The following is a 23,557-nucleotide window of genomic DNA, read 5'->3' as shown; positions in this document are numbered from 1 at the left end:
ATGTCCATGACGGACCTGCTCTTTGCGCGCGCGCAGATGGGACTGTCGCTCGCGTTCCACATCGTGTTCGCGGCGGCTGGCGTGGCGTTGCCCGTGCTGATGGTGCTGAGCGACCTGAAGCACCGGCGCACGGGTGACGCCGACTATCGCACGCTCAGCGCGAAGCTGGCCAAGGGCACGGCCATCCTCTTCGCGGTGGGCGCGGTGAGCGGGACGGTGCTCTCGTTCGAGCTGGGCCTGCTGTGGCCGGAGTTCATGGGCCGCTACGGGGAAGTGATTGGCCTGCCCTTCAGCCTGGAGGGCGTGGCCTTCTTCACCGAGGCCATCTTCCTGGGCATCTACCTGTACGGCCGCGAGCGCGTGTCGCCGGGCCTGCACCTGTTCAGCGGCGTGATGGTGGCGGTGAGCGGCGCGGCGAGCGCGTTCTTCGTCACGCTGGTGAACACCTTCATGAACAACCCGTCCGGCTTCACGCCCACGCCGGAGGGGCCCACGGACGTGCAGCCGCTGGTGGCGATGTTCAGCCCCGGCTGGCAGTACCAGACGGCGCACGTGCTGCTGTCCTGCTATCAGGCCAGCGCGTTCGCCATGGCGGGCATCCACGCCTTCATCCTGCTGAGGCACCCGGGCGCCGCGTTCCACAAGAAGGCGCTGTCCATCGCGCTGCCGCTCGCGTGCATCACCGCGCTCGCGCAGCCGCTGGTGGGGGACCTGTCCGCGAAGCACGTGGCGAAGGCGCAGCCGGTGAAGCTGGCCGCGATGGAGGCGCACTTCGACACGGAGGCGGGCGCGCCCCTGCGGGTGGGCGGATGGCCAGACGTGGAGAAGCGCACGGTGTCGGGTTCCATCGACCTGCCGAAGGGGCTCTCCATCCTGGCGTTCGCGGATCCGGACGCGGTGGTGAAGGGGCTGAACGAATTCCCGCGCGACGTCTGGCCGCCGGTGGCCAAGGTCCACATGGCCTTCCAGGTGATGGTGGGCACGGGCAGCCTGATGGCGCTGCTCGCGCTGGCGACGCTGTGGCGCCGGTGGCGGGGCCGCGAGTGGCCGCACGGCAAGGGGATGATGCGCGCGTGGCTGCTGTCGGGGCCGCTGGGGCTGGTGGCGCTGGAGGCGGGGTGGCTCGTCACGGAGTGGGGCCGGCAGCCCTGGATCGTCCGGGGCGTGATGCGCACGGGCGAGGCGGTGACGCCGGTGCCGCACCTGGCCGCGCCGTTCTTCACCTTCACGGCGGTGTACCTGTTCCTCGGGGTGACGGTGCTCTTCGTGCTCTGGCGGCAGGTGGCGGGCACGCTGCCGAAGGGCCCTGGCGCGGTCGTGGAAGCCGAGGTGGCCCATGTCCACTGAGACGACGGTGCTGGGGCTCGCGGTGGCGGGCACGTTCGTGCTGTACGCGCTGCTGGGCGGAGCGGACTTCGGCGGCGGCGTGTGGGACCTGCTGGCGCGAGGGCCTCGCAAGGCGGAGCAGCGCGCGCTCATCGCCCACGCCATTGGCCCGGTGTGGGAGGTGAACCACGTCTGGCTCATCGTCGGGCTGGTGTTGCTGTTCAGCGGCTTCCCGCGCGCCTTCGCGGCGCTGAGCGTGGCGCTGCACGTGCCCCTGACGCTGCTGGTGCTGGGCATCGTGTTCCGGGGCACGGCGTTCACCTTCCGCGCCTACGACACGCGCGGCGACGCGGTGGAGCGCCGCTGGGGCGTGGTGTTCAGCGTCGCGAGCGTGGTGGCGCCGCTGCTCTTGGGCATGTGCGTGGGGGCGGTGGCCAGCGACGCCATCCGCATGCAGGGGCACGCGGTGGTGAGCGGCTTCTTCGCGTCGTGGCTGTCGCCCTTCGCGCTGTCGGTGGGCGCGCTGACGCTGGGGCTGTTCGTGTTCCTGGCGGCCGTGTACCTCACGCATGAGGCGCGGACTCCCGAACTGGCGGAGGACTTCCGGCGCCGGGCGCTGGTGACGGGCGGGCTGCTGTTCCCGCTGGCCCTGGCCGTCCTGTTGCTGTCGCGCGAGGGCGCGCCGCGCGTGTGGACGGGCCTGTCGCAATCTTCGTTCGCGCTGGCACTGCACGTGGGCACCGCGGTGGCGGCGGTGACGGCGTTCGCGCTCTTGTGGAAGCGCCGCTTCCGGGCCGCGCGAGTGGCGGCGGCCACGCAGGGCGGACTCATTGTTCTGGGGTGGGCGGTGTCGCAGGCGCCGTACCTGGTCTACCCGCACCTGACGCTCCAGAGCGCCGCGGCGCAGCCGGTGGTGCAGCGGCTGCTGCTGGTGGCGCTGGGGGTGGGGTTGGTGACGGTGGTGCCGTCGCTGGTGCTGCTGTTCCGCGTCTTCGGGCCCCGGGGCCAGGCGCCCCAGGTTCCCCAAGCTCCGGAGCAGCCTACGACTTGAGCACGGGGAACAGGGGCGGGTGCACGACGCGGGGCTTCTCGTCGCCCCGCGCCACCAGCACGCGGGCCCCTTCAAGCAGGTCCTCCGCGTCCAGGGCCTCCACCACGGTGCGCGCGGCCGTGTCGGGGTCCATCACGCGGCAGTGCACGCGCATGACGCCCGCTTCCGTCTCGCCGCCCTCCACCTCGCCGTTGCCCGTCCAGCCGAGCGCGTCCGTGAGGGCCTCCTCCACGGCGTTGCGCTGCTCGAAGTCATGGCCGGTGCCCTTGCCCTGCACGGCGTACTCGACGAGCAGCACGGCCATGGCGTCCGGTTCGGGCTCGTCGTAGCCGGCGTCCACCAGGGACTCGGCCTCCATGGCGATGACCATGTCGGGGTCCTCGTCCGGGGGGACGGGGACGACCTTCTGCTCGCCTCCGTCACCCACGGTGCCCCAGTGCACGGTGACGACGCCCTCGTGCTCCCACGCCTCCCAGTAGCGCAGGGTGTCGCCGTCCTTCTTGTAGAGCTTCAGCAATGCGTTGGCCTCATTCGCGCGGACTCTATGCCGCAACGCGGTTCAGAACGCACGGCCCTGTCCGCCGTCCACGGGGAGCGTGGCGCCGGTGACCCACTTCGCCCGCTCCGAGCACAGGAAGGCGACCACGTCCGCCACCTCCTCGGCCGTGCCGAAGCGGCCCCAGGGGATCTGCTCGCGCACCACCTTGGCCACCGCCTCCGGGTCGTGCTGCTGGCGCCGGTCCCAGCTGCCGCCGGGGAAGAAGATGGCGCCCGGGGCCACGGCGTTGACGCGGACGCGGTGGGATGCCAGGTCCACGGCCATCTCCTTGGTGAGCGCGATGAGGCCCGCCTTGGCGGCGCTGTAGGGCGCGCTGGTGGCGTACTCGCGGCCGAAGATGGAGCTCATGTTCACGATGCTGCCGCCGCCGCGCTGGCGCATCACGGTCACCGCGCGCTGGCTGCACCACACGGCGGTCATCAGGTTGCGCTGGATGACGTCATTCCACTGCTGGGTGCTGGCCGCGTCGAAGGCGCCCGCGCCGCCGCTGCCGCCCACGTTGTTCACCAGGATGTCCAGCGAACCGAAGGCGCGCACCGCGGAGTCCACCGCCGAGTACGCACCCTCCTGGGTGGCCACGTCCGCGACCACCGTGGCCACCTGGGCGCCCTCGGAGCGCAGCTCCTTCGCCAGGGCCTCCAGCGGCTCCAGGTGGCGCGCGCATATGGACACCCGGGCCCCCTCGCGCGACAGCACCATGGCGATGGCCTTCCCGATGCCCCGGCTGCTGCCGGTGACGAGCGCCGTCTTCCCCGTGATTCCGAGTTCCATGCCGCCCCTTCTACCGCCGGCCCGGGCCGGGTGGGGACGGGATTCACCGGGGCGTTCAAAGGCGTTCGAAGACGTCCAGCCGGTAGGTGCCCTCCATCTCGCCGCGCAGGTGGCGCAGGTGCTTGGGGGTGAGCTGGCGGAAGGCGTCGTGGACCTCGTGGCCATTGAGGCGCATGTCGCGCGTCTGGCCGGTCCAGTGCACGAGGACCAGGTGCCCGCCGGGCTCCAGGTGCTCGAGGATGCGCTGCTGCGCGAGGGACAGCTCGTGGAGGCTCCAGGACGTGGCGCGCTCGCACACGAGGGTGAGGTCGAAGGTCTGTTCGGGGTAGCTCTCCAGCACGCTCATCCGCTGGAAGCGCACGTGTGGCAGGTGGCGGCAGCGGTGGATGGCGCGGGCCTGGGCGGACCTTGAATCCTCCAGGGAGAGCAGGGCGTCACAGCGGGCCTGGAGCTTCTCCGTGAGCAGGCCGATGGCGCCGCCAATCTCCAGGGCGGAGCGGTAACGCGCGCGCGGGAGCGAGGCCATCGTGACGTCGTCTCGGCTGCGCACACAGCCCAGCGCGTCGGAGTGCCACGGATCCTCGGCTTCGGGTGGCGGCGGAGGAGGGGTCAGCAGGAGGGCGGATGACGGCTTCATCGGGAGGGCTCCTGGGGGAACACGAACCCTCAGGATGGGAACCTCCCAAGCCCGCCACATCCTGGCCGCCCGGGGCCGTGAAGGTGTCGGCCCTGGGGCAGTCGGAGCGTCGGGAGGTGATCAGCCGCCGTGCCAGTAGTCCGGCTGACAGGACCACGGGAGCTTCTCGCCGCGCCGGTCGCAGTGGAAGCCTTCGGCGCAGGGGTTGGGTTCGTTCGGGTCGCAGGCCTGGAGGCAGTGAAAGCCATCGCAGACCTGGCCTTCGCCACACGTCGGGTCCGTGGCGGAGCAGCGGTGGACGCATTCCGCCCAGACCTTCCCGGGGAAGTCCGATTGCGAGAACACCTGGCATTTGCGGCCATCGGGACAGGGGGTGTCCAGGCAGTTAGGGCCGTAGATGGATGCGCAGATGGAGGTGCCTTCCTCGAACGGGATGCAGTGCTCTCCCTGGGTACAGCCGCGCCTCTCACACGTGGGGAGGCACGAGGGTTTCGGCTTCACGTCCGCGCAGAAGAAGCCTTCGGAACATGCTCCGGGTTGGCCGGGGGTGCAGGAGCGGGCGCAGTAGCCATCCCTCCCCATGCACTCGAACTCCGCCCTGCATGCGGAGGTGGCATCGAAAGCGGTCTCCAAGCAGGGCTCTCCCTCCTGGCGAATGCCCACGAGCGCGCAGAGTCTGACCAGTGCTCCTGCGCTGGGGACGGCCAGTGTCGTGCATCGTTGCCCTTCGGGGCACTGGCTGTCGGTCGTGCAGGCGCTGTCCGTGCAATAGCGCCGGAAGCGGACGTCGCGGTAACAGACGAGAGGGGCCTCACAGTCGGTCTGCTTCGAACAGACGTGCTGGTAGGTCACCCGCCGCATCCGCTCGTCGTAGGTCAGCATGGGGACCAGGCCCGCTGGCTCCGGCATGGGGGCGGCACCGGCTTCCCGCACCTGCTGGAGGACGAAGAGTGCGGGAGTCAGGAGTATGAGGCAGGCCACCAGGCTCAGGGACACGTGCCAGGGCCGCGTCATGGTCCACCACACAGCTCGATGCACTCTTCGCTCGGCTCGGTGTCATCGGGACAAAGGCGCTTGTAGTCGCGCGCGCTGCAACGCGACTCCGGCATCTGCTCCAGCGCATCCTGGTGCGCCGCCCGGTCCAGCTTGCCGCCCGGACGGTGCGCGTCCGGACATGCCGCCAGCCCGCCCAGGACGCACAGCCACAGCCCCACCGCGTGTGCTCGGCCCATGACGGTCCAGGCTAGCCGTGGCCTGGAACCGTCAGGCATTGCCCCGGCGGGCAATGCATTGTCACCCGGCCTGGAAGCGGGCCTCCGCCGGGCGCGCGCCACCCGTGCGCTTCACGCCGTGGTCTCCGTTCGCGGACAAGTGCTGCAACAGCTTGAACACCGTCTCCGCCTCGTCCGCCGCGCCGATGTCCTGCGCCAGTTGATCCGCCGAGCGCGCCTCTGCCTTCGCGGACTTCAGCTTCGCCAGCAGCTTGCCCTGCAACTCCAGCACGCGGCCCGCGGCCTTCTTGCCCGCCTCCACGCCCGGCTGGTGATAGGCATTGATGTTCACGAGGCTCGCGTAGAGGCCCACCGCGCGCTCGTGCAAGGCCACCAGCGCCCCCACCGTGCGCGCGCTCACGTCCGGCACGGTGAGCGTCATCGACTCGCGGCCCTTCTCGAACAGCGCCCGGCGCGTGCCCAGGAGGAACCCCAGCAGGTAGTCGCCGCTGGTGTTGTCGCCCTCCACCGCCAGGGACTTCCCGTCGCGGTCCTTCAGCACCTCCACGAAGGTGACGAAGAAGTTGTTCACGCCCTCGCGCAGCTGCTGCACGTACGCGTGCTGATCCGTGGAGCCCTTGTTGCCGTAGACGGCGATGCCCTGGTTCACCACCTTGCCGTCCAGCGACAGCTCCTTGCCCAGCGACTCCATCACCAGCTGCTGGAGGTACTTGGACATCAGCATCAGCCGGTCCTTGTACGGCAGGATGACCATGTCCTTCTGGCCCTTGCCACCGCCCGCGTGGAACCACATCAGCGCGAGCAGCGCCGCCGGGTTCGCCGCCACGTCATGCACGCGCGTCGCCGCGTCCATGTCCTTCGCGCCCGCGAGGAAGCCCTCCACGTCCAGCCCCTGCAACTGCGCCGGCAAGAGCCCCACCGCCGACATCACCGACGTGCGGCCACCAACCCAGTCCCACATGGGGAAGGTGCGCAGCCACTTGTGGCCCTTGGCGTAGGTGTCCAGCTCGCTGCCGTCGCCCGTCACCGCCACCGCGTGCGCGCCGAAGTCCAGGCCGCGCTGCCGCCAGGCGGCCTCCGCCTCCAGCATGCCGTTGCGCGTCTCCTTGGTGCCGCCGGACTTGCTGATGACCACGGCGAGCGTCTCCGCCAGCCGCTCGCCCAGGCCGTTCAGCACCCGGTCCATCCCGTCCGGGTCCGTGTTGTCCAGGAAGTGCACCTGCATCGCGTCCCGGCCGCTGCCCAGCGCGTCCGCGACCAGCTGCGGACCCAGCGCGGAGCCACCAATGCCCACGATGAGGACCTGCGTGAACTTCGCCGCCTTCGCGGGCTTCACCTTGCCCGCGTGCACGTCCTTCGCGAACGCGGCCACCTGGGCCTGCATGCTGGTGACGGCCGTCTTCAGCTCCGCCTCTGGCGCCAGCTCCGGGGCGCGCAGCCAGTAGTGGCCCACGCGGCGCTTCTCATCCGGGTTGGCGATGGCGCCCTTCTCCAGCGCGTCCATGGCCTGGAACGCCGCGTCCATGCGCGAGCGCATCCCGTCCAGGAAGTCCGCGCCGAAGTTCATGCGGGAGATGTCCAGCGTGAGCCCCACCGAGGGGACGACGCACAGGTGCCGCTGGTACCGCTCCCACAACTCGCGCTCCGTCATGACCCGACTCCCTTGCAAGGGGCGCCGACCTCATGCGCGGCGCCCGCCAGAACCGTCGCGGCGCACCGTAGCAAGGCCCGCACGGCGCGGTCGCAACGATGTCGCGCGCCGCGTTGCCTGGACGTCGGTTCCCACCCCCGGCTGTCCTCCACCCGGAAGGGGCGGGCCTCACGGGGCCGGGTGCGCGGCCTCCATGGGCGGCGGGCCTTCCGGCGGCAGCGCCCCCTTGGGCTTCGGCTTCCACGCGGGGTTGCGGAAGATGTAGCCCAGCCGCTGGCTCAAAGGTCCCGGGCGGGCCGCGTCCCTGGCGATGGCGGCGAACTCGTGGAACGCGATGCGCACCGGGTTGTGCGTGGTGAGGTTCTTCGTCAGCCCGTAGATGGGGCGCTCGGTCTCCGGGACGAACGTGCCGAAGAGCCGGTCCCAGATGATGAGGATGCCCGCGTAGTTGATGTCGATGTAGGCCGCGTTGGAGGCGTGGTGCGCGCGGTGGTGCGAGGGCGTGTTGAACAGCCACTCCACGGGGCGCGGCAGCCTGTTGATGGCCTCCGTGTGGATCCAGTACTGGTACAGCAGGCTCACCGCCTGCTGCGTGACGATCATCTCCGGGGAGAAGCCCAGGAGCGCCAGCGGCGCCCAGAACACCCAGCCCGTCATCGGCGTCCACGTCTGCCGCAGCGCCGTGGACAGGTTGTAGTGCTGGCTGGAGTGGTGCACCACGTGTGACGCCCAGAAGAAGCGGCTCTCGTGGTGGACGCGGTGGAAGGCGTAGTAGCAGAGGTCTTCCACGAAGAAGAGCAGCACCCAGGCCACCAGCCCGTGGCCCATGCGCAGCGGCGTCAGGTGGTAGAGCGCCGCGTAGCCCGCGAACGCCACGCCCTTCCAGAACACGCTCACCGCCACGTTGCCCAGGCCCATGGAGAGGCTGGCGAACGTGTCCTTCCACGTGTGGCCCTTGATGGTTTCGCCGCGCTCCTGCCGCAGCTTCTTCACCCAGAAGGCCTCGGCGATGACGGTGATGACGAACACCGGGATGGCCGGGGTGATGAGGTCGGGGATGTGCGACATGTCCATGGCGGACCTCCTGCGAATCAGTTCCTGGGTGCGAAGGCGACGCGCATGAAGCGCGCCAGGGTGTCCAGCATGCGGCGGTGCGCGGGGTCTTCCGGACGGGCCGAGCCGCCCACCGCCGCGCCCTGCACCGCGTCCAGCGCCAGCTCCACCACGTCGTCGAAATCCGCGTGCGTGGCGGCCACGTCCGGGAACAGCTCGCGCGCCACGCGGTGCAGGTTCTGGCGGTGCGGGCCGTCCACCGCCGCCAGCGCCTTCTGCAATTCCGGCACGGTGCGCGCCGCGACGTACAGCTCGATGGCGGCCTGCAACTCCGGCCGCTGGTAGGCGGCCCACAGCATGTCCACCGCCGCCCCCACCCGGTCCTTGCCGGACGGGCGCGCGCCCACGCCCGCGAGGAAGTCCTGGATGATGCGCGGGAAGAGGTGCTCCACCGCCACCGCGAGCAGCTCCTCCTTCGTTTCGAAGTGCGTGAAGAGCGCCCCCTGCGACACCCCCGCCCGCTTCGCCACCTCCACCGTCGTCAGCCGCGCGTAGCCCTGCTCCACCAGCGCCTCGATGGTCGCGTCCAGCAGCTTGCGGCGCGTCGTTTCACGGCGCTCCGCCTGCGTGCGGCGCACCGGGACCGCGGCCTTCCTGGGGGCGGACTTCGGGGACATGCGGGGAGGATAATCGGTCACTTAAAAAGTGACCAGTCACTTTGTTGAGGGGGCATCCTGGCTGTCCGGAAGCCGCCGGCTGATCCCGCCGTGGAGGCCGTTCCAGGCCTGCCCGGAGGGCTGACGAGCAGACGGGCGTCTGTCTTTGCCTCCGCTCAGGTGGCAGGGATTGGAGCGGATAGGCTTTAGAGGCGCAAGGCCCGCCAACTGGACAGGCGAGGAGACAGGCGCTCCTGTGCTTCAGGGCCGTTTCTCCTCTGGAGTGTGGTCAAGGGTCGCCCCCTTGAGACAGGGCGGGGCGTGGCTCGCCTGCTAGTGATCCGTTCGGGACTGAGCGAAAATCCCTGGGAAATAGCGCAAGCCCTTGCACCGGTTGTCCGCCCGCCCCGATATGAACATCTCCGCTCTTCTCGTCGGCTCCCTCCTTGCTTCGGCTCCTGCTGTCCCTCCTCCCGCTCAGGCGGCTGCGAACATGCCTGAGGTGGGCGTACCGTTCGCTTGTGGTCGCATCTACACGGTGAGCCAGGGTCATGAGACGGGCAGCCACCAGCACAACGACACGTTCGCGTGGGACTTCCGGATGCCGGAAGGCACGCCCATCGTGGCGTCCCATGACGGCGTCGTGCGCATGGCGCGTGGCGACAGCCGTCAGGGTGGCTGCGGCGAGCAGTTCGCGCCGCTGGCCAACTACGTCGTCATCTCGCACGGCGACGGGCTGGAGACGCAGTACCTGCACTTCAGCGCCGTGGTGGTGAAGGCCGGTGAGCGCGTGAAGGAAGGCCAGCTCATCGGCTTCTCCGGCGCGACGGGCTGGGCGTGCGGCGCGCACCTGCACTTCAAGGTCGCCAAGGAGCAGGGCTCCGGCTGGAACAACCCCTCCGTGCCCGCGCGCATCGTGGGCTATGGGGACCCGGTGCGTGACACGCTGGTGTCGGCGCCGCTGTGCAAGGACCCCGCGCAGCCGATGATGGCCTCCAATGGCGGCGTCCACATGCCGGGCCAGGCCGTGATGTCCATGTCACCCGACAGCGCGAATCCGCTCCAGGATGCGTCGCGCGGCCTGCCGCCCGGTGCCAAGGCCATCATCGACGGCCTCTCCCAGCCTCCTGCCCAGGGCGGCGAGGGCCTCGACAAAACGGCTCCGGCCCGCGCGCCCCGCATGGCGAGCGGCTCCGACGAGACTCGCTGACGCGAGCAGCGCTCCGGCGCCCGCGAGCAGCCCGAAGAAGGCCCCCGCGTTGAGGAAGTACTCCAACGGCAACAGGGGGCCTTCGACGTAGCCTCGCACCACGCGGTAGCCCACGTGCCCCAGGAGCGCGAGCAGGGGCAGGTTGATGAGCGGCAACACCAGCCACCGGGCCGTGCGCCACCAGCGGGCCACGGCCTCCGCGACGGCGGTGGACGCCGTGTAGCGCCAGGCGCCCGCCCGGGCCACGCGCAGCTCCGCCAGCATCGCCTCCACGTCCGGCACGCCCAGGGTCTCCGCCTCCAGGCCCTGCGTGCGCGCCACGCTGCGCGCCTCCGCCAGGGCGGTGCGCGCGGCGGACTCCGCCAGGAAGTCGTCCTCGAAGGGCTCCACCACGGCCACCTCCGCGGCGCGGGCGCGGGTGCGGTCCCTCACCGCGTCCACCACGGTGGAGGCCGCCGCCACCGCCAGCCCCGCGGGCAGGCTGCGGCGGGCCACCAGCGCGCCGGCGCCCATGCCGGACGCCCCCCACAAGGACAGCCGCAGTCCCCACGCGGCGGGGCCCCAGAAGCGGCCCGCGGCCTGCCGGCGCACCTCCGACGCCAGGTGCCCGTGGGCCAGGGACAGCCGCGCGTCGAAGTCGCCCTGGAGCGCCTCCGCCGCGCGAGCGAGCCCCGCGTCCAGCGCGGTGCGCGTCTTCGCCAGCAGCGCGTCCGTGTCGTTGAGCGCCGTCTGGACGGTGGAGGCGAGCTCCTCCAGTGCTCCCAGGGCGTTGGTGTGGCGCACGCGCGCGGCGACGGCCTGGGTGGCCAGTCCGCGCAGGTGGAAGAGGAGCGGGCCGAACTCGCCGGAGACGTCCTGACCGTCCTTCGCGGCGCGCGCGCTGATGGCGAAGACGGGGACGTCCTCGGCGGCCAGGCCGTAATGTTGGGTGGCGACGCGGCGGATTTGAGACTTCAGCGCGTCGCGCGAGTCGGCGGACAGCTCGTCGGCGAAGTTGAGGATGAAGACGAGCGCGCGGCGGCGGGCGAACTCGGTGAGGAACTCCACCTGGGTGGCCTCCGCGACGCTGCCCCGGTGCATGACGACGAGCGCGACGTCCGCCTTGTCCAGCGCGGCGCGCGCGACGTCCCGGTGCTGCGTGGCCACGCTGTTCAGGTCCGGCGTGTCGATGAAGACCTGGCCGCTCCACAGCCCCTGCGGGCCGGGCGTGTAGCGCACGACGCGCGCGCCGGTGCGGGCCAACTCGTCCGTGGGCGTGCCTTCCGGCGCGAAGAGGGTGGAGACGGTGCTGGTGGGGCGGTCCACGCCTTCGCGGGACAGGGCCTGTCCGGAGAGGGCGTTGAGCAGGGTGGACTTGCCCGCGCCGGTGGCGCCCACGAGCGCGACGACGAGCGGCGCGTCCTTCCGGGCCACGCCTCGCGCGTAGTCCTCCAGCAGCCGCTCCAGGCGCGGGCCATGCGGCTGGAGCGCGGGCAGCGACAGGGCGTCGGTGAGCAGCGGGCGGAGGGCTTCGGGGTCGGGAAGGCGGGTGTCGTCCACGGAAGGGCCAGCGTGGCGTGCTGGACGCGCGCTGGCTACGAAGATGCGCGGCGACGGTGCGCCAGCGTGCAATCGCCTTCAGCTCGCGACGGCTTCGGCGGCTGGCGGGAGCTGGCCCAAATCCCCGACGGTCTTCCAGAGCCAGGCGTTCACGTCGAAGCGCGGGTCACCCAGCTTGCGTCCCAGGTCGATGCCATCCCAGGCCAGGTGCTGATCCTCCGGAGGGCTCAGGTCGCTGAGCATGCCCATCAGCTTGCCAAACTGCTCCCCGGGGCTGGTGTCGTTGGTGGCGCCGAACATCGCGTAGAAGGCCAGGTGGTGGGTCTGGTCCTCTTCCTGCTCGCGGTCGCTGATGGGACGACTCGCGCGAAAGCCGGTGGGCGGAAGCGGGTGCGGGTGGTTGAGGTTCCAGCGCTGCTCCCGCTCCAACGTCAGGCCATCCAATCCGGAGTCCGTGCCCGCGAACAGCAGGCCCAGGTCGCGTCCAGCCTCCGCGCCATGGATGCGCGTATTGGGGCCGTCACCGGCGGTGAGCAGCCACCGGACGCGCTGGGCCGCGCGGGAGAACAGCTCCAGCGCCAGCCGTCCTTCGCGGCGCTCCTCCTCGGCGCGCTCGCGGAGGAGGTCGCGCCGCAGGTGGGCGTGCTGCCGGAAGAACTCGCGCACCGCCGCCACCCTGCGCGCCGCGACGGCGGTCAGCCAGTGTCCCCGGGCATCCAGGAAGGCCACGGCCTCCGCTTGAATCTGGCTGTCGGAAAGCGGCGGCGGAGGGGCAGGACGGTGCGCCATGGGCGTTCTCCGGAAAGGGACGGATGGGAATGTCGGAACGCTTCAGGAGGCCGGGAGTGGGGACTCCCCCACGCCTGTCTGCCATTGCGCATCGCGGCCGGCGACCGTGCTCCCGTGCGCGGTCTCCTGGCACGGAAGTCGGATGAAGACGCGAAGGCTCCCGGGGGGAATCCGGCGCCATGGTACGGTGCGCACCGACATGACCTTGCTTATGCCTATCAGGTTGCTACGTCTGGGATTGCCGTTGCTGGTTTCTTCATGGCTGTCCGCATGTGTGAGTCTTCCGGTCACGCCCATGTCGATGGCCAAGGACGAAATGGCCGAAAAGGCGAAGTTCCTCTGCCTCCACGGGATGGTTCCCTTCACCACGCTCTCCCGGTTCCCCGAAGGCGGTCGCCCCGAGGACTACGTCCGGGCCGAAGACGTGGCATACCTGCGGGCGCACCCCGAAGTGGATGAGGGGTTGGCAAAGAGATTCGACGCGGAGTTCCCCCCTGGACCGGTCCAGTGCGAGGTCACGTCGACGCATGTGGCTGGCGACAGCGCCATCGTGCTCCTTCGCCGGACGCACCTTGAGAAAGGGGTGTCCCAGGATACCGGTGTGCCTTTCTTCGGCACACCCGCGGGGTGGCGCCACTCCGCCTTCGTCCCGGAGATGACGGAGATCGGGTTTCGAGCCGCGCAACAGAACATCGAACTGCTTCGAAGCGGAGTGACACCCCCGAAGAAGGTGTCGGGTCCCGGCTTCCCGTACACGCATGCGGCCGAGAAGGTCCAAGCACAGGGGCTCCTGTACATGATGTGCCTCGTGACCCGGCAGGGGACGGCCGGCAACTGCGAGATCATCAAGGCCATGCCCTATGGCTTGACCGAGGAGGCGGTGGCGGCCGTCCGTGCCAGCCGCTTCCAACCCGCGATGCTCGATGGGCAGCCCGTGGATGCGATGCTTCCCATCATGTACCTCTTCCGGCCTCCTTCGCGCTGACGACCATGCTTGGACTGTCATTCCGTGAGCTGTGTCTGTCGTTGTGTCTGCTGCTCCCGTGGCTGGGAACCGGCTGCGCCTCGCTCTCCCGGGGCTTTCGGGGGCCGGGGGAAATCACCGACAAGGCGCGGCGGCTGTGCCAGCACAACCTGTTGGCCTGGCCCGACCTGGGCCGCTTCCCGGCGGACATGTCTCCCCAGGACTACGTCCGGCCCGAGGACCTGGCCTGGCTCCAGGCGCATCCGGAGGTGCCGCCTCCCGTCACGCCGCCGCCGGCTCAGCCTGGACTCTGCGAGGTCCTGTCCCCATCCGTCCATGGCGACTTCGCCACCGTGTCCGTGAAGCTCCGGCCCTCGCCGGAGGCGGAGGCGGACGCGCCCCCTGGCGACATCCTGGTGGCCTTCCAGGAGACGCCCGCGGGCTGGCGGCTCGTCTACTGGCTGCCGGAGGAGGCGGCGCTGCCGGCCCAGGCGAGCGGCGCGAACATCCCCCTCTTCTCCGAGGCCCTGCACCGCCCCTTGAAGCTGTCGGGCGCCGACCTTGCCTACACGCGGGAGGCCCTGGAGAAGGGCGTCCAGGGGATGATGGCCATCCGCTGCGTCATCACCCGCCAGGGGAGCCTCACCCACTGCCACACCCTGAAGCCACTGCCGTTCATGGTCCAGCCCGCCCTCGAGGCGCTCTGGGGCAGCCGCTACGCCCCCGCGAAGCTCGACGGCGCGTTCGTGGACGTGCGGTACACGTTCTACTTCAACCTCCGCGTTGGCCGGCTCCCACCCCGCTGAAACGACACGACGCCGGACGCGAGGGGCACGGTGGCCCCTCCCGCCCGGCGTCTGGGTTTGCAGCCGGCTGTTGCCTTACAGCGAGTTGACGAACTTCAGCAGCGCGTTGCGGTCCGCGGCGCTGAGGTTCACGAAGGCCTGCTTGGAGGCCTCGCCCTCGCCACCGTGCCAGAGGATGGCCTCGGTGACGTTGCGCGCGCGGCCGTCGTGCAGGTACGCCTCACCGCCGGACACGCCCGCCGTCAGGCCAATGCCCCAGAGCGGAGCCGTGCGCCACTCGGCGCCGGACGCCTGGCCTTCCGGCAGGTTGTCCGCCAGCCCCGCGCCCATGTCGTGCAGGAGCAGGTCCGTGTACGGACGGATGGTCTGGCTGCGGAACTCGTTCATCGCGGCGTACTGGCTGGTGGTCAGCGTGGGCGCGTGGCACTTCGCGCAGCCCGCGTTGGTGAACACCGTCTCACCCTGCAACGCCGTCGCGTCCGCGTAGTCGCGGCGGGCCGGGACGCCCAGGAGGGCGATGTAGCGGGTCAGCTTGTCCAGGTCGCTGTCGGCCAGCTCCGCGCTCGTGCCCGCGCAGCCCTGCTGCGACGAGCCGCAGTCCTGCGTCTTGAACACGTTGGACGTCACGCCCATGTCGCTGTTGAGCGCCTCGGCCACCTGGTGCTTCACGCGCGCCGAGGCCGCCTTCCAGCCGAAGCGGCCCATGCGGGTGACGCCCGTCTCCGGGTCCTTCACCGTCTGCATGCGCCCGGAGATGCCGTCGCCGTTCGCGTCGTTGGGGTCCGCGATGCCCGCGATCTGCGACTCCGGCACCGCCTCCAGCAGGCCCATGCCAATCAGCTGCGGCGTGATGCGCGGCGAGAAGTTCGTCGGCGTCACGTTGAGGAAGCTGTAGTTGGGCTTGCGCAGGCTGTACGCCGTACCGCCGTTCAGCGTGCCGCTCGCCGTCGTCGTCCAGCTGCCGATGCGCACGTCCGCCTCCGGCGTGCCGGTGACCGCGCGCGGCTGCAGGCGGAAGCCCAGCGCGGGGTCCACCGTCACGGTGCTGCCGTTCACCTTGCCCACCTTCACCACGTAGTTGTCCAACGTGGTGTTCGTGGTGGTGGGCGGCAGGCCGCGGCCGTTCTGCTTGTGGCAGGAGACACAGGACACGTTGACGTAGTTGTTGCCCAGCTTGTTCGCCTGCGCGGTGAGGACCGGGTTGTCCGGCTCGGAGTGGCTGCCGTCGCGGAAGTTCGTGTGGTGCAGGCGGCGGCCTTCCACGAAGGTCTGCGCGTTCACCGGCGCCAGGTTCGTGGGCATCTGCAGGAAGCGGTTGTCCGGCTCGTTGGAGAACGGCGTGTGCAGCGTTCCCATGCCGCCCGCCCAGGCCTTCTGCGGCAGGGGGAAGGAGTCGCGGATGCCGCCCTGGCCCTCGAAGGGCACGATGCCGCCCTGGCCCACGATGTAGAGCATGCCCGTGGAGTAGTAGTTGAAGCGGCCTTCCACCGGCGCCTGGAGGAACACGCCAATCTCCAACTCCATCCGGTCACCCACGCGGATGGCGCGGCCTTCCTTGGCGTTGAAGTTCACCGACGACGTGTACTTGTAGTCGTTCACCTTCACGAAGTCCGCGTTGTGGAAGTACTCGGCCACCGTGTTGAGGCCACGGAAGAACGCGCGGAAGTCCGGCGAGTCGTACGGATAGATGGTGTAGAGGTTCACCGTGATGTTGGTGCCGCCCTTGGCGACCTCGTCCACGATTTCAATCCAGTGGGTGCGCTTCTCGAAGTACAGCTTCAGGTAGTGGTCGTACGCCTGGTACATGTCCTCGCGCATGTGGCGGTCGCGAACGCGGTCGCCCACGCGGGTGATGATGGCCGTGGAGGTGGTCTCCACCGTGGCCGGCTCCAGCGCGGTGGCGCTGGTGAACAGCGGCACCACGGGGCCCGCGTCGCCGTTGGGCGGAGGACCCGCGTCGGGAGTGCCCGTGCCCGCGTCGGGGGTTCCGGTGCCCGCGTCGGTGCCGCCGCCCGTGCCGGTATGCGTGTAGCGCGTCCAGGCCGTGTCACGCGCACAGGCGCAGGACACGTCCCAGTACGTGAAGAAATAGTCGATGTAGTTGCCGTTGCTCAGGCCCGTGACGGTGTACTGGTTGCGGCCGCCCGTCACCGTCATGCGGATGTTCTGCTGCAGGCCGTCGTTGAGCTTGTAGTGGATGTCCGCCCAGTCCGTCGTGTCGACGTAGAAGAGGGCGGAGGAGCCAGAGGGGGTAACGCCATACGTGGCGGCTTCTGCGGATTGCACCGCCAGACAACTGACGGCCAGGAATGCGAGTGCGATTCCCGTGAGTCTGCTTCGGCTCATGGTTGCGAACTCCTGTGGGGGTGGATGGGGCGTGGGACGGCGAGCGCTGCGAAGGGGACTTCGTAGCTTGTCCGAAGAAAGTCGGAACGGCCGGAAGCCGCAAGGTGGGATGACGGAGAATTCGACTTAGGCGTGATAAATGATAAATAAGCGAAATTGATATCATCCCTGACGCGCCGTGTTGTCAGGGATTGACGCATTGTGTTGCGCAAGGGCCCTGGAGGGGCTTCCGTGAGAGGGGCGGCGGGGGATGGGGCAGCGCGGCGTGGCTGGGTAGACTGCCGGGCCATGCGCTTCCAGCCACCATGGGGTGGAGCCTTCCGGCTCGACACCTTCTTCCACCGCACCCCGGACGCCCTCCCCGAGGAGACGACGGCCTCCATCCGTTCGGCCATCCTGGGCTCGTCGCTCCTGGGGGAGTCGAACCTGTCCGGGCAGTTCTCCGGGACGTACGGCTTCTCACTGACGTTCCGCCGGGATGCGCTGCCGGACGTGCACCGGCGCTTCCCGGCCTTCGCGCCGTACCTGGCGAAGACGCTGCTGCCGGAGTGCAACGCCTTCCTGCTCAACCCGCTGCTGGTGGGGCAGGGCCGGAGCGTCGCGGCACACATCGACCGGAGTCTTGAATTCTACGGCCCGAGTATCGGCTGCCCGGTGGCGGTGAGCGTGCTCTATGTCCAGGTTCCGAAGGAACTCCGGGGCGGGGCGCTGCGGCTGTACCACCGGGGAGGTCAGGTGGCGGAGCTCAAGCCCCAGCAGAACGCGCTGGTGATGTTCCGGGGTGACCTGCTGCATGAGGTGGAGGCCATCACCTCCGGTGGGCAGGCGCTGGAGGACTCGCGGATCAGCCTGGTGGTGGAGCAGTACCGCGCGCCGGAGGAGCTGCTGGCGAACGTGCCCCGCTTCGAACTGCGCACGCGCTCGGGGGCCCGGGCGTGAGCGACCTGAAGCTGGAGTGGAAGCTGCCCGCGCCGCCGGACGCGGTGTTCCCCGCCTTCGGGCAGCCCGCGCTCATCCGCCGTTGGTTCGGCGCGCCGCCGGGTTGCCACCGCACGCACGCGCCGGATCCAGGCGCGCTGGGCCAGCCCTACCGGGTGGGCTTGAGGGACGCGGCGGGTCGTGCGTTCTCGCAGGTGGGCTGCATCGTGGAGGTGGAGCCGGGGCGGTTCCTGGCGCTGGAGATGGACTGGGAGGGCGGGCCCATGCCGGCGGGGCGCACCCGGGCGGAGCTGACCTTCCACGCCACTGAAGAGGGTACGCGGCTGGAATTGCGCCAGGGGCCGTTCGCGGACGACGCGGCCCGTGACGCGCACCGCGACTACTGGGAGGCGTGCCTGGGGCGGCTCACGCGCGTGGTGGCGGGGGAGGCGGTGCCCTGCTTCGAGGAGTTCTGGGAGGAGTCGCGCGGCTACGTGGGGCCGCTGGCGGTGGCGGCCTACGCGGTGCTGGCGGGGCTGCGCGAGGCGGGCGCGCCGAAGGAGGCGGTGGCCCAGGTGGAGGACGTGCTCTACACGCACCTGTCGCGGCTGCGCGAGGACACCGCGGACGTGCTGGGCGCGGTGCTCCAGTCGCGGGTGGAGGGCGGCGCGAGCTGAGGCGGCCGCCCTCCCCTGGCGCTCAGGAGGCCAGGGCCCGCGGCGGAGGGGGGTGCGCATCCTCCGACGGGTTATGGGCCTCCGCGTCCTTCGCCTTCGCGATGCGTTCGTCCAGCTCCGCGGTGAGGTGCTCGAAGACCTCCTTGTTGAGCGTGCCCTGCTGGTAGGCGCTGAAGAGGGCGTCCTTCTCCACGATGAGGACGCGGCGGATGGCCTCCTGCTGCTCCTCGTCCTGGAAGCGGTTGGACTGCTGCTTGAGCGTGGTGAGCTCCTGCTCCACCGCTTGGGCCTTCTGCTGGTAGTCGCGCTCCAGGGGTTCCAGCACGTCCACCGGAATCTCCCGGCCGCGGCGCATGGCCTCCAGCGACGCGAGCGCCGCGTGGATGGCGCCCAGCCGGCCCCGGGCCAGCTCGTACTGCTCCTGGTAGACGTCCTTGAGTCCGGTGATGCCCAGCGCCTTGAGCACCGGCGCCATGGTGAGCCCCTGGAAGATGATGGACAGCACCACCACGCCGAACGTCATGTTCACCAGCAGCTCGCGGTGGGCGAAGTCGTCCGGGAGGCCCAGCACCAGCACCATGGACACCGCGCCGCGCAGGCCGCTCCAGGTGAGCACCGCGCTCCACTTCCACGGCAGCTTCTCCGGCGTGAACCGCAGCAGGCCGGACACGCCATAGACGACCACCGCGCGGCCCAGCAGCACCGCCGCGTACGCCAGCAGGATGGGCAGCCACGACGCGAGCAGCGACGACAGCTGCACCTCCAGGCCGATGAGCAGGAACACCACCGAGTTGAGCGCGAACGCCAGGTACTCCCAGAAGCTCTCCACCGCGATGCGCACCGTGGGGCCCATGCCCTCCTGGGCCGCCCAGTTGCCGCACACCATGCCGGCCACCACCGTGGCGATGACGCCCGAGTAGTGGAAGTGCTCCGCCACCACGAAGGACCCGTACGCGGCGATGACCGTGCAGGTGATCTCCACCATGGCGTCCTCCACGCGCAGGATGACCTTGCCCACCGCGAAGCCCACCGCCGCGCCAATGACGCCGCCCATGCCGGCGACCCTGATGAAGTCCATCACAGCGCTGCCCGCGGTGAACTCCTGGCCTCCGGCCACGCCCACCACCAGCGTGAACAGCACCACGGAGGTGCCGTCGTTGAGCAGGCTCTCGCCCTCCACCAGGATGGCCAGCCGCTTGGGCGCGCCCAGCGCCTTGAACAGGCCCACCACCGCGATGGGGTCCGTGGACACGATGAGCGACGCGAACACCATCGCGTGGATGAGGCCGAAGCCCTCCAGCGCGTTCATCCCGCGCATGGCCGGGGACAGCAGCAGCGCCGTGAGCGCCATGGACGCCACCACGCCCGGAATCGCCATGGAGGTGATGGCCAGCTTGTTCTTCCAGAACTTGCGGAAGTCCACGTGGAAGGCCGCCTCGAACAGCAGGCCCGGCAGGATGACCGCGAACAGCAGCTCCTTCGTCAGGTGCGGCGGTTCAAAGGCATGCACGATGCCCAGGCCCAGGCCCGCCAATACCAACGCCACCGTGTACGGAAACTTGAAGTAGCGCGCCGCGATCGCCACCGCCGTCGCGATGGAGAAGAGCAGCACGAAGGCCAGCTCGAAGTGCATGAATCCCCAACCCCGTTTGTGCTCAAAAAGGGCGCGAGGATGCCATGCGCGCGGGGAGGTTGAGGACCCCCTTTCGAGGAGAAATGAGAGGGGGCGGGCGACCGTGGCATTTTGCCAGACTGGTTTCTCAAGTCTGGAGATGGATCCGCGTCAGGGGATGGGCGGCGTGCCCGAGTCGCCGGGCGCTTCCGTGTCGGAGAGGTTCACCTGGAGCGTGTACCGGGAGCGCAGGTCGCCGGGCATGACGAAGTCCTGATCCAGGGCCTTGGAGGCCTGGACCCAGATGACCCACCTGCCCGCGGACGACGCGGGGGTCGTGCTGCGCAGGTCGGTGGCGGCGGCGGGGTCCAAGGCTGTCTGGCGCGCGGGGATGCCCCCTTCCGGCGTGAGGAGGAGATAGGAGAAGCGGAAGGGCAGCTCCGGTGAGAACGCCTCCGTCGTCAGGTGGAGGGAGATGCGCTTCGTGGAGGCGGGCACGTCGAACCGGAAGCAGTCCACGTCCCCCTCGGTGGCGAGGACGCCCGTGGTGGTGCCGCTCGCGCCGTCCGCCGTCGCGGTCAGGGGGATGGCGGTGGCGGAGGGGGAGAGGTTGTTGGGTTCGTGGCCATCCGGGTCGGGGATCAGCTCCGCCTGGACGGTGTACGGCGACTGCGTGTCGAAGGCGCTCGTGTCATCCCGCAGTGTCAGGAGCCGGAAGGCCGCCTCCCCCGCGTAGGGAATCAGCAGCTCCAGGGTGGAGGGCGCCTTCGCCGGGTCGTGGCGGTCGACGCGCGAGGTCGGGCGGTAGGGCGTGAAGGGGACGTAGGCCCCCAGCCACAGGCTCACGGGCGTCTGGGGCACGGTGTAGCCCGCGCGCAGCCGCACGATGGATGGCGCGGTCACGGGAGCGACGGCCTCCACGCGGTACCAGTCGGAGTCGAAGGTGGCGCCCAGCCAGGCCTGGCGCGGCGTGTTGTCCAGCGGGAGCGCGCACTCGGGTAGGGTGAGCGCTTCCTCGCGGCTGTTGCACGCGTCGGTGATTTCCCTGGGGCCCGCGTCGCCCGTGCCCGCGTCCTGCGTCCCTGCGTCCTGTGTCCCCGCGTCGGGCGGCGTGGGCTCTGGATCCGAGCAGGCGGTGAGCCATCCCGTGAGAAGCAGCAGCCGTCCGCCCGTGCGCCATCGTGGAATCAATCGCATGAATCCTCCCGTGCCCCCTGGATACGCGGTGGCTCTCCGTTCCTGGTTCCCGGGCCTCCGCACTGTGGGGCGGTGGACGGCCGGGCTTCAGGCGGGCGGGTGGGGCGGACCGGATGCATTGTGACGCCTCCGGACGGCGGCTAGAAGCGAGGGATGGACCTCTTCCTGATGTCGCCCCCGGGCCGGGGCTGGGCGCTGCGAGGCCGCTCGAACTTCCGCAGCCGTGAAGCCGCTCCGGCGGATGCGCGCGGCGCGCGGCGGGAGTGGCTGACGCTGGCCCGGCACATCGAGTCGCGAGGCGGCACGGTGGTGGCGTTGCCCTCGCCGTCGGACGCGCTGACGGGCATGCCCTACGCGGCCGAGTGCGGCCAGGTGGTGGCGCGCGAGGGCCAGGCGCCCCTGTTCCTCCTGCCCAAGATGATGAGCGCGCATCGCTTCACGGAGCGCGACCACTGGACGCCGCTGGCCCGGCGCCTGGGCCTGGAGGTCGTGGATCCGGGCGTGGGCATCTGGGAAGCGCACGGCGACGTGGCGACGTTCGACGGCGTGACGCTGCTGTTCTGGGGCGGGCGCACCACGCTCGACGGGCTGGAGGCGGCCCAGAAGTACTTCCCCGGCGAGGTGCTGCGCCTGCAGGTGCGCGAGCCCGCGTTCCACGGGAACATGGCGGTGCTGCCCCTGCCGGCGGTGGACCGGCTGGTGGTGTGCCCGGACGTGATGGCGCCGGAGTCGGTGGCGCTCCTGGAGCAGCGCTTCGGCGCGAACCGGTTGTTGCGGGTGACGGAGGCGGACATCCGCCGCTATGCGACGAATGGTCTGCCTTTGGGAAAGGACCTGCTCGCGCCCACGGTGATGCCCGCGCACATCGTGGAGACGTTCGAGCGCCTGGGCATGCGCGTGGTGCCCATGCCGATGCCGGAGCTGACGGAGAAGGGCGGCGGTTCGTCGCGCTGCCTCGTGTCGCGCGCGCCGGTGGACGCCTCGCGCGTTTCGCTTCCGCCGGAGTACCGGTTGGACGTCGTGGCGAAGGACATCGAAGCCGATGGCGGGTGAGCTCGCGCCGTTGGCCCAGGCGTTCTTCGCCTCCGCGCCGGAGCTGTCGTTGCAGGCGCTGGGCTCCGGCGTGCATGTCCCGTCGCTGGACCTGGCGCCGTACGGCATCCCGGTGACGCACCTGCTGGCCGAGCACAACGCGGAGCTCGCGCGGCAATACCTCACGCTCAACCAGCTCGCGTTCGGCGGCATCGGCGTGCCGCGTTGGGTGCTGTCGGACCTGTACCTGTTGCCCGGCGCGATTGGACTGTTGCGCTGTCCCGCGCGGCTGTTGAAGGCGCCCGCGCGTGAGCGGCTGCTGCTGGCGGACGAGGAGTCGGCCATTGGCGCGGCCTGCTACGTGGCGCCGTCGCTGACGCCGGGCCTGTTCGTGGGCGTGTCGCTGTTCAGCTTCCTGCCGGGGCGGGGCGCGTCCGCGTGGGTGAAGCTGCTCACGCTGGGCATGGTGCGCGCGAAGCGGCTGCGCGGCGTCACCCAGTGGGACAACCCCGCCGTGCGCGTGCACTCGCGGCTGGGGCCCATGCGGCTGGTGGGGCGCGTCCCCGGCGGACACGACTACGACGAGCGCACCTTCGTCTACGAGACGGACCTGCGCGACGAGGCCCGCGTGGCCCAGGCGATGCTCCGGGGCGACGCGCCCGCGCCCGCCACGCGCATCCCCGTCACCGACCTGGTGTCATTGGGCGCGCTGCTGGACCGCGCGGAGGCGGGGGCACGGTTGGAGCTGGTGCCTCCCGGCCAGGACGCGGGCCACGTGCTGGTGCGCGAGCTGCCCCCGGGCTGAAGACTCAGGGCGCGGGGGCGTGCGGGAACTCGTCGTCCTGTTCCAGGGCCTTGCGCAGGGCGCTGGCGCCGTCCTTGAGGATGGGCGCGCCGTGCGCGAAGCAGACGGTCTGGATGGGCAGGTGGTCCAGGATGCGCTGGATGCTGGAGCGCGTGCGCAGCGGTTCGTCCTGATACTCGCCGGGGACGAAGGTGGGCGTGCGCCGGCCTTCGTGTGACAGCAGGTCGGAGATGAAGACCACCGCGTGCGGGCTCTTCTGCAGCCAGAGCGTGTACATGGCCTCCGTGGGCCCCGGCGTCTGGAAGGTGTTGAGGCCGCCCGGCAGCGTGGTGCCGTTCACGTATTCGAAGTCCGGTTTCTCCTCCAGGCCCTGCGCGCCCTCCGGCGCCCAGACGGGCACGCCGAACGCCTTGCGCAGACGCCACGCGGAGCGCTGGTGGTTGCCCGCGGTGAGCACGATGGCGTTGATGTCACCCAGCTTGCGCAGGACCTTCTCGTCGATGGGCAGCGGGTCGATGAGGGTGACGGTGCCATCGTCATCCACCACCGCGTAGGCGTCACTGCGGCCACCGCCGAGCCGGTCGTCGGAGACGGTCCAGTGGTGCACGCCAGGGACGATTTCGTCCGTCTTCTTCGCCTGGGCCTTGGGCTCGCTCATGCCGACAAAGCTAGGCACCTGTCCCTGGATGACAGGGGGCCCGCTCCGCTGCCCGCCTGCCCCTCCAG

General features: G+C 70.3%; 22 protein-coding genes and 1 pseudogene. 9 read left to right on the top strand and 14 right to left on the bottom strand.

Going from position 1 to position 23,557, the window contains the following annotated elements:
* The first annotated feature begins 6 nt into the window (after window positions 1–6).
* Both D7X32_RS18190 and D7X32_RS18185 read left to right on the top strand, forming a co-directional pair.
* A complete protein-coding gene (locus D7X32_RS18190; RefSeq protein ID WP_244239062.1) occupies window positions 7–1,347 on the top strand; it encodes a cytochrome ubiquinol oxidase subunit I in 1,341 nt (446 codons plus the stop codon).
* On the top strand, window positions 1,337–2,377 hold the full coding sequence (locus tag D7X32_RS18185) for a cytochrome d ubiquinol oxidase subunit II (protein ID WP_120603822.1): 1,041 nt from the start codon (window positions 1,337–1,339) through the stop codon (window positions 2,375–2,377). Before D7X32_RS18190 ends, D7X32_RS18185 begins: the two co-directional genes overlap by 11 nt.
* Here the strand turns inward: D7X32_RS18185 and D7X32_RS18180 are convergent.
* From D7X32_RS18180 to D7X32_RS18145, 8 genes are all read right to left on the bottom strand, one after another.
* The gene (locus D7X32_RS18180) at window positions 2,367–2,894 is read right to left on the bottom strand and encodes a hypothetical protein (protein ID WP_120603821.1); all 528 of its coding nucleotides are present in this window, start codon (window positions 2,892–2,894) and stop codon (window positions 2,367–2,369) included. The two genes, D7X32_RS18185 and D7X32_RS18180, sit on opposite strands and share 11 nt — an antisense overlap.
* A gap of 42 nt (window positions 2,895–2,936) precedes the next feature.
* The gene (locus tag D7X32_RS18175) at window positions 2,937–3,707 is read right to left on the bottom strand and encodes an SDR family NAD(P)-dependent oxidoreductase (protein WP_120603820.1); all 771 of its coding nucleotides are present in this window, start codon (window positions 3,705–3,707) and stop codon (window positions 2,937–2,939) included.
* A 55-nt stretch (window positions 3,708–3,762) separates the two neighbouring features.
* Window positions 3,763–4,344 carry an SAM-dependent methyltransferase gene (locus D7X32_RS18170; RefSeq protein WP_120603819.1) on the bottom strand — a complete coding sequence of 194 codons (582 nt, stop codon included), beginning with the start codon at window positions 4,342–4,344 and terminating at the stop codon, window positions 3,763–3,765.
* 120 nt (window positions 4,345–4,464) lie between these two features.
* Complete coding sequence (locus tag D7X32_RS46795; RefSeq protein ID WP_244239061.1) at window positions 4,465–5,358, bottom strand: hypothetical protein; 894 nt, start codon at window positions 5,356–5,358, stop codon at window positions 4,465–4,467.
* Window positions 5,355–5,576 (bottom strand): hypothetical protein, encoded by a 222-nt coding sequence (locus D7X32_RS18160; RefSeq protein ID WP_120603818.1) that lies wholly within the window; start codon window positions 5,574–5,576, stop codon window positions 5,355–5,357. The genes D7X32_RS46795 and D7X32_RS18160 overlap by 4 nt, the downstream gene beginning before the upstream one ends.
* 61 nt (window positions 5,577–5,637) lie before the next feature.
* Window positions 5,638–7,227 carry a glucose-6-phosphate isomerase gene (locus tag D7X32_RS18155; RefSeq protein WP_120603817.1) on the bottom strand — a complete coding sequence of 530 codons (1,590 nt, stop codon included), beginning with the start codon at window positions 7,225–7,227 and terminating at the stop codon, window positions 5,638–5,640.
* 168 nt (window positions 7,228–7,395) lie between these two features.
* Window positions 7,396–8,301: a sterol desaturase family protein gene (locus tag D7X32_RS18150; protein ID WP_120603816.1), complete on the bottom strand. Its 906-nt coding sequence runs from the start codon at window positions 8,299–8,301 to the stop codon at window positions 7,396–7,398.
* A 17-nt stretch (window positions 8,302–8,318) separates the two neighbouring features.
* The gene (locus D7X32_RS18145; RefSeq protein ID WP_120603815.1) at window positions 8,319–8,957 is read right to left on the bottom strand and encodes a TetR/AcrR family transcriptional regulator; all 639 of its coding nucleotides are present in this window, start codon (window positions 8,955–8,957) and stop codon (window positions 8,319–8,321) included.
* A gap of 391 nt (window positions 8,958–9,348) precedes the next feature.
* Between D7X32_RS18145 and D7X32_RS47550 the strand changes: the two are divergent.
* A pseudogene (locus tag D7X32_RS47550) lies at window positions 9,349–9,750 on the top strand (M23 family metallopeptidase); the annotation flags it as partial.
* A 225-nt stretch (window positions 9,751–9,975) separates the two neighbouring features.
* On the opposite strand, the gene D7X32_RS18135 reads toward D7X32_RS47550, so the two are convergent.
* Window positions 9,976–11,685 (bottom strand): GTPase, encoded by a 1,710-nt coding sequence (locus D7X32_RS18135; RefSeq protein ID WP_120603814.1) that lies wholly within the window; start codon window positions 11,683–11,685, stop codon window positions 9,976–9,978.
* 78 nt (window positions 11,686–11,763) lie between these two features.
* Window positions 11,764–12,474 (bottom strand): hypothetical protein, encoded by a 711-nt coding sequence (locus D7X32_RS18130; protein ID WP_120603813.1) that lies wholly within the window; start codon window positions 12,472–12,474, stop codon window positions 11,764–11,766.
* A gap of 295 nt (window positions 12,475–12,769) precedes the next feature.
* On the opposite strand from D7X32_RS18130, the gene D7X32_RS18125 reads away from it, so the two are divergent.
* Window positions 12,770–13,459 (top strand): energy transducer TonB, encoded by a 690-nt coding sequence (locus D7X32_RS18125; protein WP_158625707.1) that lies wholly within the window; start codon window positions 12,770–12,772, stop codon window positions 13,457–13,459.
* A 5-nt stretch (window positions 13,460–13,464) separates the two neighbouring features.
* Window positions 13,465–14,244: an energy transducer TonB gene (locus tag D7X32_RS18120; protein ID WP_147450186.1), complete on the top strand. Its 780-nt coding sequence runs from the start codon at window positions 13,465–13,467 to the stop codon at window positions 14,242–14,244.
* 75 nt (window positions 14,245–14,319) lie between these two features.
* On the opposite strand, the gene D7X32_RS18115 is transcribed toward D7X32_RS18120, so the two are convergent.
* Window positions 14,320–16,590 carry a di-heme oxidoreductase family protein gene (locus D7X32_RS18115; protein WP_120603810.1) on the bottom strand — a complete coding sequence of 757 codons (2,271 nt, stop codon included), beginning with the start codon at window positions 16,588–16,590 and terminating at the stop codon, window positions 14,320–14,322.
* Window positions 16,591–16,878: 288 nt separating this feature from the next.
* Between D7X32_RS18115 and D7X32_RS18110 the strand changes: the two genes are divergently transcribed.
* Together D7X32_RS18110 and D7X32_RS18105 are read left to right on the top strand one after the other, a co-directional pair.
* Window positions 16,879–17,529 carry a 2OG-Fe(II) oxygenase gene (locus D7X32_RS18110; RefSeq protein ID WP_120603809.1) on the top strand — a complete coding sequence of 217 codons (651 nt, stop codon included), beginning with the start codon at window positions 16,879–16,881 and terminating at the stop codon, window positions 17,527–17,529.
* Complete coding sequence (locus tag D7X32_RS18105) at window positions 17,526–18,185, top strand: SRPBCC family protein (protein WP_120603808.1); 660 nt, start codon at window positions 17,526–17,528, stop codon at window positions 18,183–18,185. The genes D7X32_RS18110 and D7X32_RS18105 overlap by 4 nt, the downstream gene beginning before the upstream one ends.
* A gap of 22 nt (window positions 18,186–18,207) precedes the next feature.
* On the opposite strand, the gene D7X32_RS18100 is transcribed toward D7X32_RS18105, so the two are convergent.
* Together D7X32_RS18100 and D7X32_RS18095 are read right to left on the bottom strand one after the other, a co-directional pair.
* Window positions 18,208–19,818, bottom strand: a complete 1,611-nt coding sequence (locus D7X32_RS18100) for a cation:proton antiporter (RefSeq protein ID WP_120603807.1) — start codon at window positions 19,816–19,818, stop codon at window positions 18,208–18,210.
* A gap of 150 nt (window positions 19,819–19,968) precedes the next feature.
* Window positions 19,969–20,994 carry a hypothetical protein gene (locus D7X32_RS18095; protein WP_147450185.1) on the bottom strand — a complete coding sequence of 342 codons (1,026 nt, stop codon included), beginning with the start codon at window positions 20,992–20,994 and terminating at the stop codon, window positions 19,969–19,971.
* A 153-nt stretch (window positions 20,995–21,147) separates the two neighbouring features.
* On the opposite strand from D7X32_RS18095, the gene D7X32_RS18090 reads away from it, so the two are divergent.
* Both D7X32_RS18090 and D7X32_RS18085 read left to right on the top strand, forming a co-directional pair.
* Window positions 21,148–22,047 carry a dimethylarginine dimethylaminohydrolase family protein gene (locus D7X32_RS18090; protein ID WP_120603805.1) on the top strand — a complete coding sequence of 300 codons (900 nt, stop codon included), beginning with the start codon at window positions 21,148–21,150 and terminating at the stop codon, window positions 22,045–22,047.
* Window positions 22,037–22,831 (top strand): hypothetical protein, encoded by a 795-nt coding sequence (locus D7X32_RS18085; RefSeq protein WP_120603804.1) that lies wholly within the window; start codon window positions 22,037–22,039, stop codon window positions 22,829–22,831. The genes D7X32_RS18090 and D7X32_RS18085 overlap by 11 nt, the downstream gene beginning before the upstream one ends.
* Before the next feature lie 4 nt (window positions 22,832–22,835).
* Here D7X32_RS18085 and D7X32_RS18080 read toward each other — a convergent pair whose 3' ends face one another.
* Window positions 22,836–23,489 (bottom strand): MBL fold metallo-hydrolase, encoded by a 654-nt coding sequence (locus tag D7X32_RS18080; RefSeq protein ID WP_216619025.1) that lies wholly within the window; start codon window positions 23,487–23,489, stop codon window positions 22,836–22,838.
* Window positions 23,490–23,557 lie beyond the last annotated feature (68 nt).

The sequence above is a fragment of the Corallococcus carmarthensis genome, assembly GCF_003611695.1.
Classification (GTDB): domain Bacteria; phylum Myxococcota; class Myxococcia; order Myxococcales; family Myxococcaceae; genus Corallococcus; species Corallococcus carmarthensis.
Note: the sequence above shows the minus strand (reverse complement) of the source record. Positions and strands in the feature narration are given on the sequence as shown.